This window comes from Rhizobium sp. SG_E_25_P2, assembly GCF_029892285.1.
In the GTDB taxonomy this organism is placed as follows: Bacteria; Pseudomonadota; Alphaproteobacteria; order Rhizobiales; family Rhizobiaceae; genus Rhizobium_E.
Genome location: NZ_JARXVM010000001.1, coordinates 801249 through 816692, shown reverse-complemented (window position 1 = coordinate 816692; position 15444 = coordinate 801249). Strand labels below are relative to the sequence as shown.

11 protein-coding genes, 1 tRNA gene, 2 rRNA genes and 1 pseudogene are annotated in these 15444 nt (G+C 56.6%); 10 read left to right on the top strand and 5 right to left on the bottom strand.

Translation table 11 applies throughout. The features are described 5' to 3' along the window. The 3 genes from M2360_RS03935 to M2360_RS03925 form a co-directional block, all read left to right on the top strand. Nucleotides 1-75: ribosomal RNA gene (locus tag M2360_RS03935) — 23S ribosomal RNA — on the top strand; the annotation flags it as partial. Nucleotides 76-305: 230 nt separating this feature from the next. Further along, nucleotides 306-420 (top strand): 5S ribosomal RNA (gene rrf / locus M2360_RS03930). 41 nt (nucleotides 421-461) lie between these two features. Further along, nucleotides 462-538 (top strand) — tRNA-Met (locus M2360_RS03925). On the opposite strand, the gene M2360_RS03920 is transcribed toward M2360_RS03925, so the two are convergent. From M2360_RS03920 to M2360_RS03900, 5 genes and pseudogenes are all read right to left on the bottom strand, one after another. Next, nucleotides 495-2192, bottom strand: a complete 1698-nt coding sequence (locus M2360_RS03920; protein WP_280773087.1) for a recombinase family protein — start codon at nucleotides 2190-2192, stop codon at nucleotides 495-497. The two genes, M2360_RS03925 and M2360_RS03920, sit on opposite strands and share 44 nt — an antisense overlap. Nucleotides 2193-2209: 17 nt before the next feature. Further along, nucleotides 2210-2590, bottom strand: coding sequence for a transcriptional regulator (locus M2360_RS03915; RefSeq protein ID WP_280773044.1), 381 nt, complete (start codon nucleotides 2588-2590; stop codon nucleotides 2210-2212). Then, the gene (locus M2360_RS03910; protein WP_280773043.1) at nucleotides 2580-2903 is read right to left on the bottom strand and encodes a type II toxin-antitoxin system HigB family toxin; all 324 of its coding nucleotides are present in this window, start codon (nucleotides 2901-2903) and stop codon (nucleotides 2580-2582) included. The genes M2360_RS03915 and M2360_RS03910 overlap by 11 nt, the downstream gene beginning before the upstream one ends. A 577-nt stretch (nucleotides 2904-3480) precedes the next feature. Then, nucleotides 3481-3831: pseudogene (locus tag M2360_RS03905) on the bottom strand (IS481 family transposase); the annotation flags it as partial. A 62-nt stretch (nucleotides 3832-3893) separates the two neighbouring features. After that, nucleotides 3894-4814 (bottom strand): hypothetical protein, encoded by a 921-nt coding sequence (locus M2360_RS03900; protein WP_280773042.1) that lies wholly within the window; start codon nucleotides 4812-4814, stop codon nucleotides 3894-3896. 293 nt (nucleotides 4815-5107) lie between these two features. On the opposite strand from M2360_RS03900, the gene M2360_RS03895 reads away from it, so the two are divergent. The 7 genes from M2360_RS03895 to M2360_RS03865 are packed head-to-tail and all read left to right on the top strand — an operon-like array spanning nucleotide 5108 to nucleotide 15439. Next, nucleotides 5108-6430 carry a hypothetical protein gene (locus tag M2360_RS03895; RefSeq protein WP_280773041.1) on the top strand — a complete coding sequence of 441 codons (1323 nt, stop codon included), beginning with the start codon at nucleotides 5108-5110 and terminating at the stop codon, nucleotides 6428-6430. A gap of 25 nt (nucleotides 6431-6455) precedes the next feature. Further along, nucleotides 6456-7772: a hypothetical protein gene (locus tag M2360_RS03890; protein WP_280773040.1), complete on the top strand. Its 1317-nt coding sequence runs from the start codon at nucleotides 6456-6458 to the stop codon at nucleotides 7770-7772. A gap of 11 nt (nucleotides 7773-7783) precedes the next feature. Continuing rightward, nucleotides 7784-9529, top strand: a complete 1746-nt coding sequence (locus M2360_RS03885; RefSeq protein ID WP_280773039.1) for a hypothetical protein — start codon at nucleotides 7784-7786, stop codon at nucleotides 9527-9529. Nucleotide 9530: 1 nt separating this feature from the next. Continuing rightward, the gene (locus tag M2360_RS03880; RefSeq protein WP_280773038.1) at nucleotides 9531-10730 is read left to right on the top strand and encodes a hypothetical protein; all 1200 of its coding nucleotides are present in this window, start codon (nucleotides 9531-9533) and stop codon (nucleotides 10728-10730) included. A gap of 25 nt (nucleotides 10731-10755) precedes the next feature. Further along, nucleotides 10756-11790: a S1/P1 nuclease gene (locus M2360_RS03875; protein WP_280773037.1), complete on the top strand. Its 1035-nt coding sequence runs from the start codon at nucleotides 10756-10758 to the stop codon at nucleotides 11788-11790. Between the two features lie 56 nt (nucleotides 11791-11846). Next, the gene (locus M2360_RS03870) at nucleotides 11847-14393 is read left to right on the top strand and encodes an AAA family ATPase (protein WP_280773036.1); all 2547 of its coding nucleotides are present in this window, start codon (nucleotides 11847-11849) and stop codon (nucleotides 14391-14393) included. Continuing rightward, nucleotides 14390-15439, top strand: a complete 1050-nt coding sequence (locus M2360_RS03865) for a hypothetical protein (RefSeq protein WP_280773035.1) — start codon at nucleotides 14390-14392, stop codon at nucleotides 15437-15439. Before M2360_RS03870 ends, M2360_RS03865 begins: the two co-directional genes overlap by 4 nt. Nucleotides 15440-15444 lie beyond the last annotated feature (5 nt).

Genomic DNA, 15444 nt, shown 5'->3' with positions numbered 1-15444 from the left:
CGTTGATAGGACGGGTGTGGAAGCAAGGCAACTTGTGAAGCTTACCGTTACTAATAGCTCGATAGACTTGATCGTTCCCATTGCCAATGATCATCTTCATGAGCATAGCTCATGAACATCTTTTGTCCTCACGCTGACGCAGTCTAACGACTGCTACGCTGCGGACGGCGCGCCAAACGATTGGCGGCAGGCCCAAGGCCTGCAAAACGCCCAAACATTCGACCAACAGACAGTCCCAATAAGCCCTAACGCCTATTGCCGACTGCCTATTGGCCAGACCAGCTTCTCTGTTTGCCTTTCGCCGACCTGGTGGTCATGGCGGGGCGGCCGCACCCGTTCCCATTCCGAACACGGCCGTGAAACGCCCCTGCGCCAATGGTACTTTGTCTTAAGACACGGGAGAGTAGGTCGCCGCCAGGTCTGCAAAATGCAAACATCTCAATCTCTTCACATATTGCCTCCGCGGGGTGGAGCAGCCCGGTAGCTCGTCAGGCTCATAACCTGAAGGCCGCAGGTTCAAATCCTGCCCCCGCAACCACTGATACCGACAATCCCGTAGCCATTGCTGCGGGATTTTTTGTTTGTGAAGCCTTTACAACAGCTTGACGCTCGATCCAGTTCAGGATCGTCCCCAATTCGCCGTACAAGAGCGCGTCAATCTCGCCTCGTTGCGGGCCTGGACGTAGCACGATCTTCTCAATCAGGGTTCGTAGAACCTCTGCCGCCTCTGTCCGCTCCTCGGTGCAATTGAGCGCTTCCGTCAGTCGGGCGACCTTGCCGGAATACACTGCCGAGGCGCTCGGTAATAGATCGGGCACATCCTTAGGCACATCGTCAAGGAGGCCAAGCAGTTCGGCCTTGCGCGCCTCCAGCTTCTCCATTCTGTCTTTTAGCCTCTGAGGGGGAACGCCTGCAAGAATGGCATCGACCGCCTTGTCCAACTCCCGATCGGTCTTCTCGAGTTCCGCGTTCCACGCGTCGCGGCTGGACCTGCGCTCGCGGTTAAGCCGATTGGTTTCTGTTGCGTAGGCGTGCATCGCCTCAGCTGCGATCTCCGGCGCCATCATCCGGTCCTTGAGACCCGCGAGCACACGCCGTTCCAACTCCTCGCGTGGTATCGTCCGGGAATTGGTGCAGGTACCGTTGCTGATATGGTTCGAGCATGCAAAGCGATCGGCACCACGCAGGGAGCAGGGGCCACCGCAGCTACCGCAAAAGATCAAACCTGACAACAATGACTTCGGCCGCCGTACTCCGTTCAAGCGGTTGCCTTGATGATGTGCTCGGACTGCTTCCGTAACATTGGCGAATATGTTGGAAATGACAGATTGGCGCTGCTTTACCGCCTGCCATAGAGCGTCATCGATAATACGATGATCTGGCACCTCCGTGACGACCCACTCTGATTCCTGGTTCATCCGCGAGACACGCTTGCCGGTGGAGGGGTCTTTGATATAGCGTTGACGGTTCCAGATCAGCCGGCCGATATAAAGCTCGTTGTTGATCTGCCCGGTTCCACGCTTCACATGACCGCGGATCGTCGTGTCGTTCCAGAGCTTGCCTTCAGGGCCAGCGATCCCCTCACTATTCAACGCGCTGGCGATGGCACGCGGCCCGATCCCAGCTGCAAAATCGCGAAAAATGCGCCGGATGATTTCGGCCTCACGCACATCGACTTCACGGTCACCGCGAACAGGGTCGCCGCTGCCATCCAGCTTCTTTACGACCTTGTAGCCATAGCAAAGACCACCGCCCGATTTGCCGCTCTCGACACGGCCGCGTAAGCCGCGATGCGTCTTGGCGGCGAGGTCCTTGAGGAAGAGCGCGTTCATCGTGCCCTTGAGGCCGATATGCAGTTCGGAGATCTCGCCCTCGGCCAGCGTCACGATCGGCACACCGGCGAACTTCAGATGCTTGAACAGAGTGGCAATGTCGGCTTGGTCACGGCTGATACGGTCCAGAGCCTCTGCGAGCACGATGTCGAATTGCCCGGTCTGCGCGTCCTGAAGCAGCATCTGAATGCCGGGCCGCAGGATCATGCTGGAACCGGAGATGCCTGCATCCTTGTAGGTGGCAACGATCTGCCACTGTTCACGCTTTGCCTCTTCGCGGCAGATGCGCAGCTGATCCTCGATCGAGGCGTCGCGCTGGTTGTCGGAAGAATAGCGGGCATAGAGCGCGACGCGGGTCATGGGACAGTTCCTTCCGCTCAGGCCGCCTTGTCGTGGAGGGAGTGGCGGATCAGCACTTCGGCCGAAATCCCAAGCTTTGCATGCAATTGCCGGATCATTTCGATCGACAGGCCACGCCGGCGATTGAGGATTTCCGACGTGCGGTTACGCGTGCCGAAAATCGGTTCCAGATCCTTGCGGGTCAGTCCCTGCTGCTCCATCCGAAACTTGATTGCCTCAATCGGATCGGGCGGATCCATTGGATATTGCTTTGCTTCATAGACTTCAATGAGAGTTGCCAATACATCGAGCCGGTCGCCCTCCGGCGTGCCGCTCTTTGCACCCCACAGGCGTTCAACTTCGCCGAGCGCCGCGTCGTGATCTGCTTCTGTGCGAATGGGCTTCAGGTCACCTATCATGCTTCACCTCCGTGACGTCGATCCTGTCATAGGCCTTGTGAGTGCCGATCCATTTTATCCAGACGATGCTTTTCTCAAAGTCGACAGCCACCACCAGACGGTAGTCGTTACCCTTGATATTGAAGACGATCCGTTCAGCACTGACGATGCTCGCCGTGGCGTAAAGCTTCTTTATATCTGCGGAACTTGCCCAGATCGCCTTGCCAACTTCATCGAACCAGGCGTCTAACGCCGCCTTCACAGCCGGTTGATCTTTTTGGCCCGCTAGGCTGTCGACAAATTCTCGCAAAGTGCGGCGAGCAATAATCCTCATGAAGATACCTTTTATCACGATCCCTTTACGGGATCAATGGCGACGTAAAATATCCCGAGAGAGAAAATCTCCATCGGGATAATCAGAATTGCGGATATTTAACTACACTATAGTTCCTGTTTTGAAGGCATCACAGGCCCCTTGCGTTGGCTCGCGAGCTTGCGATCGAAGTCTTCGCGAGCCATCTTCCTCCCGATCAGTCGGGCGAGACGCACAATGGCATCGTTTGTGACAGCCAACCGGTCGACCTCCGATCTCCCTTTGTCGGAGGGCGGGTAAATTTCGATCCTGATCCTGTCCCGCTTTGTCGTCATCGTCTCGAGGGTCCATGCCGGAAAGTCAGCGGATTCATCGAAACGGGAAAGCCGAGGCAAGAAAAGGGACATTGGGAAGGTATGCGGTAATTGGGATGCTATGGCGTAGAAAAGGGATGGTTCAAAAGGGATGAGCTGCTCTTGGCGACAGGACGATGTAAGCGAAACGGTAGGGACGCTTCTCGTCTGCCGCCCAAGAATGCCGCCTTGATGTCCAGAATGGTTCACGATGAATGCGGTGATCAGGAAATGGGATTTACCTCGACATCCGGCAGTCGTGAAATGTCATGGCGCTGTAGGCATCGATGTAAGGACGAGCGCGTCAGATGCGGGATTGTTGGCTGAAGAGCGTAGAGACAATCATCGAGCGGTAGCAGCGTGTGCCTGCGGAAGGCGACAATCACGGCCTCCTCCTCCAGGCTCAAGACTGTCGAATGCGGTTCCTTCGGCCCGGTCGCCAAATCGGCAACCGATGTGCGCTTCTTCCACTTGGCAACAGTCTTCGGGTTGATCCCATACCGCCTTGAGAGCGCTCTCAGGCTCTCTTGACTATTTTGTATTGCTCGACGGATTGCCTCTGTCGTTGTGGCGCGACCGTGTAGAACTTGGCCCATAGTGCTTCCTTCCATTCGAGGGAAAATAATGCACCATTAAAGTCCGGGATCAAACAGCTAGGTCATTCGAAGAAACTGCTGTTATCAACCCGGACAGGTCCTGCGATTACAGGCTTGAGATCGGTTACCGCAGCGATCATTTTGACAGAGAAGGGATATTTGTCCCGCATGGAGGCACCATCACCTCGTCGAAAATCGGCTCCAGACCCGTAATTTAATTCGACATAGACCTTACCTCTTACTTCTAGCTGCACTTGGTCAGGACCAATCTCCACAATCTGAATATCGTCCGCAATTACCTCTTCGACCATGGTGTGGGTTGAAAGCTCGTCCAACTCTTGGACAACACTTTCGGTAAGCGCGTCTCCGGCAAGACAGTTGGCGTGTTCGGAAACGGCGTCCACGATCGCTGCGCGCACATCCGATACGACCGTCAGAAATCGTATCATCGCACCCAGTGTATCTTCCATGAATACGACGACCTTATCGTCGCCTTGGATCAGAGTACCGGGGCGAACGTGGGTGTACTTGGAAAGCTCGTCGACAACAAAGCGAAGCTTTTTGTGTGCATCACCAATATCGACACCAAGTTCTTCAAGAGCCTTGTCCGGAATCCCACCCTGTGTGGCGTAGACCATCCGATGCACGCGCGTCGGCTGATCCTTAAACTCGATCTTGGTCCTTTCGCCGATCTTCTTCTGTTTCTCGCGATAAGTCTTGTACCAGCCACAAGCTTTGATGGCCTCGTCGGGGGCGAGAAAATGGAGAACATATGTCACCGCCTCCCGTATCCCCGCTGCGAACAGGTTTGCCCTTATGGGGTTTGCGCTGTCCCACGCTACACCGAGTGAGCCAGCCAGTACGGTTCGCGAAAATTCGTCAGGGAGTCCGGCCGCAAGCTGTTCGGCAAGGGCGACTGTCGATGAACGTAACAAAGCAAATACCATTTCTGTTGAGCCAGTTGCGTCCCAACGTTGCAACATCGAAAATCTGCACAGAAATCATAGTACAGATCAACGTGCGCGGTGAAACTGTGTGAGTGTTTTTTGACACGCTTGCGGTTCCGTCGAATGCATCGGCCGCTTTGCGCGGTTTTTGCCGGGTCAGAAGCTCGAGCCCGTCCAAGGTGCGAACCTTAGAGGTGGTCACGCCAAGACGACGTATCCGTCACACGTAAGAAACGATCTTCCCATATTACTCGACCGATAGTAGAGTGCACTGGTAGCATGCAATACTGACATTTCTGTGGACTGTGATTACCATTGGGGGCGATGGCATGCACACTTTCTTTCAGCGTCGCGATAGTGTTTTCCCGTTTTCTGTGCCGGACCGGGTCTACGCTCTGTTGATCGATGACGAAGACGGTGAATTCATCCTGTTCGACGCCGTCGATGCAGAGTTCTTCGATCAGATCTACACCGCGACAGGGTTCCAGGTTCAGCCGGGCAGTTGGCGAAGCCATATCGATCGCGCGCGCGTTTTCGCTGTCGAAATAAATGCCTCCGATAGCGTTTCGGCTGCTGCTGCGTGGCTTAAGAGCCATCCGCGTGATACATTACCCGTATGGTCTGAAATAAAGCTGACCGCTGACGACAGCGGAGAAGCAGCTATTTACGACAACATCTCTGGCCCGCCGGTGCGGGCGAGTGTGTCCGTAAAGGCGGTTTCAATAAAAATACAACGCGCATTGCAGCTGGCGACCGACCTGACGCCTGAAATCAAGTCGGAAGCTGATGTTCAACAGGCGCTCCCGACTTCCTCAGTCGAAGAGATCTTCGTCCTCGACGTGGGCCAGGGCTCGGCCAATGCTATAGTGACGAGTACTGGCGCTGTCATCGGCTATGTCGACCTTGGCGCAGGCGTACTCGCCGACATTGCCACCTGGCCACCATCCATGGGTGGCATTTGCCTATGGCATGATCCCATAGTCATACTGACTCACTGGCACTACGATCATTTTCACGCGGCGAATATCTATTCCGCTGCGCAGGGGCAGACTTGGATCGCGCCCCTGCAGACGCTCGGCCCAGGCCCGCAGTCCGCCATGGCAAGCGCTATCGCGTCAACGGGACCTGGAGCGCTGATGGTCTGGAGCGGTACTGGCAACCTTCGAGCTGGCGACATTGAGCTGGAGCGTTGCACTGGGCCAGCGACAAGTCAGAACAGGTCCGGTCTCGCAGTTTGGATTTGGGGACCGAACGGCTGCGACCCGATCCTCCTAACCGGTGATGCTGGATACAGCGATATTCCAAATCTGAAGGCAGGCCGGACCGCCGCCAGCCTCGTCGCTGCCCATCATGGCGGCAGTGCACCAGGGACACCCCCAATGAAGGCAAGTGTCGGTGTGCCCCGCGTCGCGCTCTATTACGGCTTCAATAACAGTTATGGCCACCCGTTGACGAGTTCGCTTCACGCCTTGGCGACAGCGTCGGGATGGTCGATCGGCCACCCTGGAACAGGCGTCGATGAACGGCGCACCGAGGACCGACCCGGCGGCGCCGGCGGTGGCGGCCTTGGGCACATCCGTCTCAATTGGGCTAAGCATACCGGTTCGCCTCACAGCTGTGTCTGCGGCTGCACACTCGATCCGACGCAGTAACGAAACTGTCCGAAGGGGGCTGAACATGAAATGTGTAGTCTTCGTGCCTGGGATCATGGGTTCGATCCTGTCGACGCAGGATGACGGGGAGGAGGTCTGGCCGCCGACTCCTCTCGAGGTCGCGTTTGGCTACAAAAGGAAGCAGAAGCTCCTGCGGGAAGACCTTGTCGTCGGCGATATTATACGCAGCGTTTCATGCTTTGACGTCTACAAGCCGTTGATCGAAACGATCACGGCGATCGGATTCAAGGAAAGCGGATCGGGTGACCGGCTCCACCTGTTCCCATATGACTGGCGCCGGGATCTTGAACTGCTCGCTGAGGGGCTGGCCGAACGATTGGACGACATTCCCGCCGCTGCGACGTCGATCACTGTCGTCGCGCACAGCATGGGCGGTCTGATCAGCCGCCTGATGCTGGAGTCGGGCAAGTTCGACAACAAGCCATGGTTCGGAAAGGTCAAGGCATTCATGACGCTGGCGACGCCGCATCTCGGCGCGCCACTCGCCCTTGCCCGTATTCTTGGACTTGATAGTGCCATGGGCGTCAGCGCGGCCGACTTTCGTGAAATTGGAGCGGACTGGCGCTATCCTTCAGGTTACCAGCTAATTCCTGCGCCGGGTGAGGCGGCCTGCTGGGACATCAAGGCCGGCGGTGTGCTTGGCGCGCTGGACATTTACGATCCGGCCGTCGCAACCAAACTTGGTCTGGATCCAAAATTGGTCGCTCGTGCGGCTTGGGTGCATGCAACGCTCGCCAAGGGCAAGGCGCCTTCGCATATCCGCTACTTCTACTTTGCTGGAAGCGGGCACAAGACGGCCACGCGCTTAAACGTTGCCACGGGCTCCAAGTTGGTGACCCGTGCCGAGGATGCCGGCGATGGCACGGTGCCGCTGTGGAGCGCTTTGCCGCGGTCCGGGCAGAAGCAGTTGGTCGTCGGAGAGCACGCCAGCTTTTTCAAAGAAACCACCTTTAAGGCAGTCTTCTTTCGGCTGTTCGGCAAGGATTTCCCGACGCCGCCCGTTGGTATCGATGGGCTCGACACTGCGACGCTTTCGGTGCAGTCCCTCAGCATCCGGAAGGATGAGGAGATCGAACTTCTTATTGTGCCAGCAGAACCTTTAGCCGTGATGAAGGGAAAAATTATCCTGGAGCGGACGCAAGGACCCGAGATGCCGTTTGCCACGTTCGGCGACGCTTTGGAGGTCAGTTTTGCCGGCCCGCCGATCCCTTCGCTTAAATTGCGTGTGCCACCAATCGGGCAGCCTGGCTTTTACCAGGCACGCTTCGTCGGCAGGCCGAGCGCTGAAAAGCCGGTACAGTTCGCAATTACCGATAATTAGGGGTGACAGCCATGGCGAAGAAGAAGGCAACGATAACCACCGACACCAATGTCGTGAAGCTCAAATACATGGACACCGAACCTGGCCACGCCGCGAAAGGGGCAAAGTCCCTGATGCAAGGGTGGGAGTATGTGGCGTCTGAACCCCTGCTCGACGGACCGGTTTGCCGGCGTGTAGCGGTGATCGACCTTGATCCCAATACTGGAGCGGTGCTGCCGGGAGCACGCTTCCTGCCCCCGAAAGGCCGCAAACAGGGCCGGTACGAGGTCAAGGATGAACGGGACGCAGACGCGCTCGATTTCATGCAGGTCAGCGTGTTCACCTCGGTGATGAAAATGATGTCGATCTTCGAGGCGCCAGATGTGCTCGGCCGCAAGCTCCGCTGGGCTTTCGATGGCAAACAGCTGCTCATCGTGCCACGCGCCGGCAAGATGCCCAATGCCTTCTATCATCGCGATTCCCGCAGCCTGCAGTTCTTCTCCGTCGATGATCCTGACAGACCAGGCAAGCTGGTCCACACCTGCCTGTCGCCGGATATCGTTGCGCACGAGGCGACACACGCCATTCTCGACGGCATCGCGCCGGACCTTTACAACGCGACCTCGCCGCAATCTCTTGCCATGCACGAAGCAATCGCTGATCTGGGAGCGGTAATGTTGGCCGTGCGGACCGATCGGTTGCTCCATCAAGTCATGTCTGACACGGGTGGCGACCTGCGAAAGGCGGAAGCATTCAACGAAATCGCCCGGCAGTTCGGCAAGGCGGTCTATGGCGGCGAGCGGCCGCTGCGCAATCTTAACAATAAGGCATCGATGACCAATCCGGGCGAGCTAGACCTCAGCGAGCCGCACGAACTTAGCACGGTACTTTCCGGCGCACTTTATGCGCTGCTCGTCGCCGAGTACGAGGAAATCAGGCAAGAGGATTATGAGGAGAAGCTTGCTAAACAGGAGGCGAAACGAAAGGAAGCGAGCGATCCAGAACTGACGGATGAAGAGAAGGATAGGGTCCGATTTTCCGTTTCAGGTTTCGCGCTGTTCAAGGCGACAGAGAAGTTCAAGCGTATCGCTTTTCGTGCGCTCGACTATTTGCCGCCGGGCGAGATCTCTTTTGCCGACTATGGTCGTGCCATGGTCGCTGCTGATATCCATTCGAACCCGGATGATCCAGAACCGCGCGATTTCATCAAGGCCGAATTCATACGCCGGGGCATGGTCGAAGATGCGGGAACGCTCGATCTGGTTGACCCCGGCCTCGACTTCCCGACCGAACTTGATCTCGAGCAACTGGCGAGCAGCGACTGGGCAGCGTACCAGTTCGCGGAAGCCTGGCGCGATAAGTTGCTGATCCCGGTGGGCATACCTTTCGAGGTGCGGCCGCGGCTTGATGTCACCAGGAAGACCTGGCGCAAAGGCGGTGCTGCGGCATTGACCCGCACGCTTCTGTTCAAGGTCCATTGGCAAGCGGCCCAGCTCTTCCGGACGGGTGACTTGGTTCAAGAGGTGGCCGTCGCGCGCGGGACGACGCTGGCAATTGATTGGGACACGCACAAGGTGCATTCACTTCTGTCGACCAGCCCCGACCACCCTTCGCAGCATGATGGATCGACCTCGCAGAACAATGACATGCGCACAGCATTCTTGGCCGCCAATATCGACGAAGGTTTGCTTGAGTTCGGCTCACCCAACGTACAAATCCAGAATGGTACGCTGCGCGTCCGCGCCATGGGCGAGATGCTACACATGATGGAGCATTGAGATGACGCGCGAGCTCAAAATCAGGATCTACAATGTGCTGTTCGGCGATGCCATCCTGCTGACCATCCCCGAGGTCGATAGTGCCGGAAACGAAGTCACGGTCACGGTGTTGATCGATGTCGGCAACGCGCTCGCCGGAGCGGGCGGTCGCGACGAGGTATTTGAGCCGGTTTTGAAGAACATCAGGGACGAACTCGGCGGCAAGCCGATCGACCTCTATATTATGACGCATGAGCACATGGACCATGTGCAAGGGCTTCTCCATGGCGCCCGGAAACTTGGCATCGATTTTGAGGCCCGGCACGTTTGGATGACCGCCTCGTCGGAAGGGGTGGGGTATTATAGCCGGTTCCCGAAGGCGAAGCGGAAGCGGCTTGCAGCGCTTGCCGCTTATGACAGCGTTGCCGCCTTCCTTACAAAGAGCGCGGTTCCGGTCCCGACCGGCATTCAGGCACTGCTCGACATCAACAATCCGCGCGCCACCAAAGACTGCGTCGATTACATTAGCAAGCGGGGCGTCGGTGGGATAAAACCACTCTATGTACACCGCACTACTGACGTTTCCGGCCGGCATCCGTTCCAACGGACGAAATTAAGGGTGCTGGCTCCGGAAGAGGATACGTCAATCTATTATGGTGCCTTGCCGCCGCGCACGCTGGGAGCTTTCCTAGATGGTGCGGCCCCCCTGTCGCAAGACGCCAGGGCCATGACGCCGCCTGCCGGCGTATCTGCGGGTGACTTCTTCGATCTGATAGAGTTTCGTTCCAGCGGCATGGCGGCCAATCTCCGCACGATTGATAAGGCTGCCAACAATTCGAGTATTGCTATCGAGCTGGAATGGAATGGGTGGCGTCTGCTTTTCCCGGGCGACGCAGAGGAGAAGAGTTGGGAAATGATGGAACGCGTGTCCGAGCTGCGGCCGGTGCATTTCCTGAAGATCAGCCACCACGGAAGTAAGAACGGTTCTCCCCTGCACCAAATCGATAAGGTTTTGCCCGAACAGTCGCCCGACAGCCGGCCACGCTTTACGGTCGTCTCGACGCGTGAAGGCGCTTATTCCGGCGTGCCGGATCCCGACACGCTGACGCTGGTCGAAGGGCGGGCGCACCTCGACGACACACGCAATCTGAGCGACGGTGGTTGGTTCGATATATCTTTTCCCGAAGATGGTGGAGCGCCGACATCGCGACCGGGGCCATAGATTTTCGTAAATGGAGGAGTAGCACATGCGTAATACGTTCTCAGCCGGGTTCCTTGTTGGCGCCCTCTTCTTGCCGTCAGCCGCCTCAGCTTGGTGGGACGAAGGCCACATGCGGATTGCCGCAATGGCCTACGAGCTCCTGACACCGGCAGCCCGCACCGAGGCGAACCGGCTTACTCGGCTCAATCCGAAATACGCCGAATGGGCGTCAGCCGTTCCCGCTACACCCGATGGTTCTCCCAAGGACGTTGACCGCTACACTTTCATACGAGCGGCGGTCTGGGCCGACGACATCAAGGAGATGAAGGAATACCGGGACGCGAGCAGCGCGGCCAAGGATGCGCCAACCCATCCGAACGCCGGGCAGAACATCGGATATTCCGATCTCCTCATTCATGCTTATTGGCACTATAAAGACATTCCGTTTTCAAACGATGGCTCTCCGCTCGCAGATGCGGACGCCGTTAATGCGCTCACTCAGATCAAAATGTTCACCGCAGCTCTGCCGAAAACAGCCGGCCAATCCGATGACGTACGCTCTTATGATCTTGTCTGGCTCCTGCATCTCCTTGGTGATGTCCACCAGCCGCTCCACGCGACGGCGCGGTTCACAAAGGAACTTCGCCTAAAATACCAGCTCGCGGGCACGCCGGACCTTGGAGACAGGGGCGGCAATGATGCGACGGTCAGTCCGGCCACCGGCGAAATCATACCCTTGCATGCCTACTGGGACGGCCTGTTCGGTGGCTACTCCACGGTTTCCGGCGCAATCTTCGACAGCTTCGTCGTCAAAAAGGTGGGCGGCGAAGCGAGGAACATTTCAAAGCTGCTGCCGCCTACGCCAGAATCGGCCGCAGTTGCCGATCCCGAGCTCTGGCTTGAGGAAAGCTATCAGATCGCGCGAAAATACGCCTATGCGGAGCCGGTGCTTTCGGCAAAAGGTGTCGCTGAGTTGGGTAGGCAATATGAGACGGACGCACGAAACGCCGCCGAGACGCAGATTTCACTTGCTGGGGCGAGACTGGCGAACGTTATAAATGCGGTGTTGGACGCTCAATAGCAGGGCGTAATTTTGCGGACCGTGCAGATGTTTTTGACCATCGGATCGCAGCTGCAATGTCTGTTTCCGAAGGTAATAGTCCATGCCCTGAACGGGGATTGGCGGCAACGACGATCGGTGTGTTTTGCTACAATCTTTTCGTCAGGTGGAAACGCGCCGGACGAACCGCCTCGCCAGTAGAGGTCCGGACAATAGATGCAGGGAAAATTATGTTTTTCTTCGACCACGAACGGCGTCACTCTTTCCGGCCGATATCCCTCGACACGCAGATTGACGAGTATTTAGATGAAATTCGATCGTATTTCGGTCTTCCCGAAAGCGAACGATTGCAGACTGATGTACCGCCGGTTTGGAAATACACTTTCGAATCCGACGTGCTCGAACATCTGACGACCCTGTCTCATGGAAAATGCCCCTTCTGCGAACGACGCGAACTGAAGCTGCAGCCTTATCGATTCCGTCCGCCTGCTTATGCAACACCGAGCAAGGGCATCGGTGACAAGCTTTCCTATCTTTGGCTCGCTTTCAATTGGGAAAATCTCTTTCCGATCTGCGCCGACTGCACGCCAACTGACAAATCCTATTTCAGGGTGAAAGGCCGCCGATTATCACCTCCCAGCGCGGGTGGAGTTGTTGCAGAGCCGCTTGAACCGGGTTTGAGGTTTGACGAAAACGCAGTCCTTTATTTCCCCGGCGAGCTCGATCAACCCTACAAAGCCTTTAAGGTGAATACTCGTGGAGAGTTGATCGATGCGACGAAACGAGTTCCAGAAACGATCGCACATTTCAAATTAAACCGTCCAGAGCTCGTGGAAATGCGCGTTCAAGCGATAAGAAGGCAGAATCGACTGCTGCGTCGCGGCTTGATATTTGACTCCGATGAGCAGGGTCAGGGCTTTGAGACGGTCGAGTTCGGCGGCTCGCGCTACATATTTCTGGTCGAACTCGCTGGCCGGCTTTACTCTCGTTTCGGTCAAGCGGAATCCAAAACACCGAGTGGTCTCCCACTGGTTTTCCGTGCGTGGATGCAGAGGACGGAGTTTTCAGAGGCACTCAATGAAGCGCTCGAGAAGTTCGACGATCAGCTGCGCAGTCCTACACCAGTTGATTTTGCGGTAGCACCGATCGCCGTAGCATCAACGCAACGAAATCTCGTTCTGGATCATCCTCGTTTGGTTGATGTCCAAATCAAGAATTTCAAGTCGTTGGAGAACATTGCCTTCGATCTGCCGGAAAAACTCTCCGACGCGCATCGTGCCAGCGCCCTCTCTGAGGAGGTAAGTGAGGTTCCCGAAGCACCATGCGTGCTCATCCTCGGAGAAAACTCGACCGGCAAGAGCAGCATACTCGAGGCGATTGCGCTGACCTGCATGCCAGACGAGTTGCGAAACCAACTCGGAAACGAGCCAGCGGATTTTACCACCAATCCTGAGTTTATGGGAGGAGCCCCAGCAGCGTCGCAAAAAGAGCGGTACCAGGAGAGCAGCGTGGAGCTTCGCTTTCAGGATAAAAGGGTATTGAGGCTCGAGATATCCGCCCGTGGAAAAGGCCGCATGAGCGTCTTGAGAGAAGGAGCAGGAGATACCCGTCCTCCGCTGGTCTTCGCCTACGGCGCACATCGATTATACGGCAAAGAGCAGCGAGACGACGCTCTGAGCCATGTCGATACGCTCTTCAAAGACGACCGCCACATCTCCAATCCCGAGCCATGGCTGATCGAACTTAGCAAAAGCCAACCCGAAGCTCTAAATGAGGTGGTTTCCGCCCTGCGTCATATCATTCAGATCGATGGCGCGTTTGAGAGCATTGAGGTGCGGCAGGATCCCGCAAGCGGCAGAGAGAAGTGTTTCATCCGTATCAAAAAGGATCGGCAGGATGGCACCCACTATATTTTGGGCCAGCGTCTCGACGTCGCTTCTTCCGGTTACAAAGCCGTGCTGGCCGTCGTTTGCGACATTTTCCGAACACTTCTCGATGCGGCGAACATGAGGCCGCGGGTTGCGAGAGACGCCCACGTCATTGTGCTCATCGACGAGATAGAGGCGCATCTTCATCCCCGCTGGAAGCTCCAGATTATTTCCGGGTTGCGCCGGGCATTGCCCAAAGCCACATTCATCCTGACAAGCCACGATCCGCTGTGCGTTCGTGGGATGTTCTCAGGTGAGGTTATGATGCTCAATCGCTACCAGAACGAGGGGGAGAAATCGAAGGGCGACCTCTTGCCGGAGGTCGTTGAGCGAGTGGCGGATTTCCGCAATATTGGTGCCCTGACAGTTGAGCAGTTGCTGACGTCTGACATGTTCCAACTCTTCTCAACCGACGATCGAAGGACCGAGTTAGCATTTGCGCGCGTAGCGGACATCCTGAGCCGCCAGAAACGAGGGGAGGCGATGTCGACTGAGGATAAGCGCATTCTTTCAGACTTCCACCAGGAGATCGGTGATGCTCTGCCCTACGGTCGTACCCAGGTCAGCGTACTCGTGCAGGAGGCGGTGGCAGAATATCTCTCTGTTCGTAGAAGCGTTGACACGGAACGGCGCGCGTTGCTCCGCGACAAGGCAAAAAAAGAGATCAAAGACTTTCTGAAGGAGTTCATGGAATGATCAAGGCAGATCGCTCCAAGGTCCCGGCGCCCGTTGTTTTGCACGAACCTTACAGGAGCGACGGAAAGACTGAGTTGCAAAGGGTCACCGAGCACATGACTGGGCTTGGTAGCGACAAGACGTTCGAGTTCACACGCTACAAGTCAGCGGAAGTCAAAGAGGCCCTGGAAAAGCTTTTTCACGGCAAGTGTTCCTATTGCGAAAGCTACTATTCAAGCACTCAGCCGGTCGACGTCGAGCACTTCCGCCCAAAGGGCAAGGTTGATGGCGAGGAAACGCATCCCGGCTATTGGTGGCTAGCGATGGAATGGACCAATCTACTGCCGAGCTGTATCGACTGCAACCGCAGACGAAATCAGCGGACGCCGAATGGTGACGACCCAAGTCTTGTCAGGTTGAGGAAGGACGGCGATCTGGATCGTTCGAAAGAACTCTCGACCGGCAAGGCGTGCGCTTTCCCTCTGGCTGCCGGAGGAGTGCGAAGCTCCAAGTTCGGCGACGACCTTGTAGCGGAGCACGCATTATTGCTCGATCCAACACGTGACGACCCTGACCAGCATATCGTTTTCCACGTGGGGGGTGATGCTCTGGTGAGTCTCGTTGGCCCAAAACCTTTGGGCCAGAACGGCGCAGCGACCTTACCGCTTGCAGAGAATGATCCCGACGTGATTGTCGGGGCAGCAACTGCTGCCGGATTGAGCGAGAAGGGCGCTGTCTCTACTCAAGTCTACGGGCTTAATCGGCTAGGCCTCGTTCAAGCGCGGACGCGGGTGGTTCGCGATCTGAATTTCCTGTTCGAAATGTCCATAAATCTGGCCACCTTTGCGCTGGAAATAGAGGAGCGCAATGCCGGCCGCGAAATGCAAATGCAAGGCGCATCCCAAGCGCGCCGGGAGCAGTTGGATGAAGAAATCGCTTTCAATAAAAAGCTTTTGGTCAAGGTCTGCTTCCTGCGTGATCAAACGAAAGCGAAGCTTCAGTCTATGACGAGGCCGCAAGCACCTTATTCTGCTGTTGCACGGGCGTGGGTCTCTGCCAATCTTTAATCGGG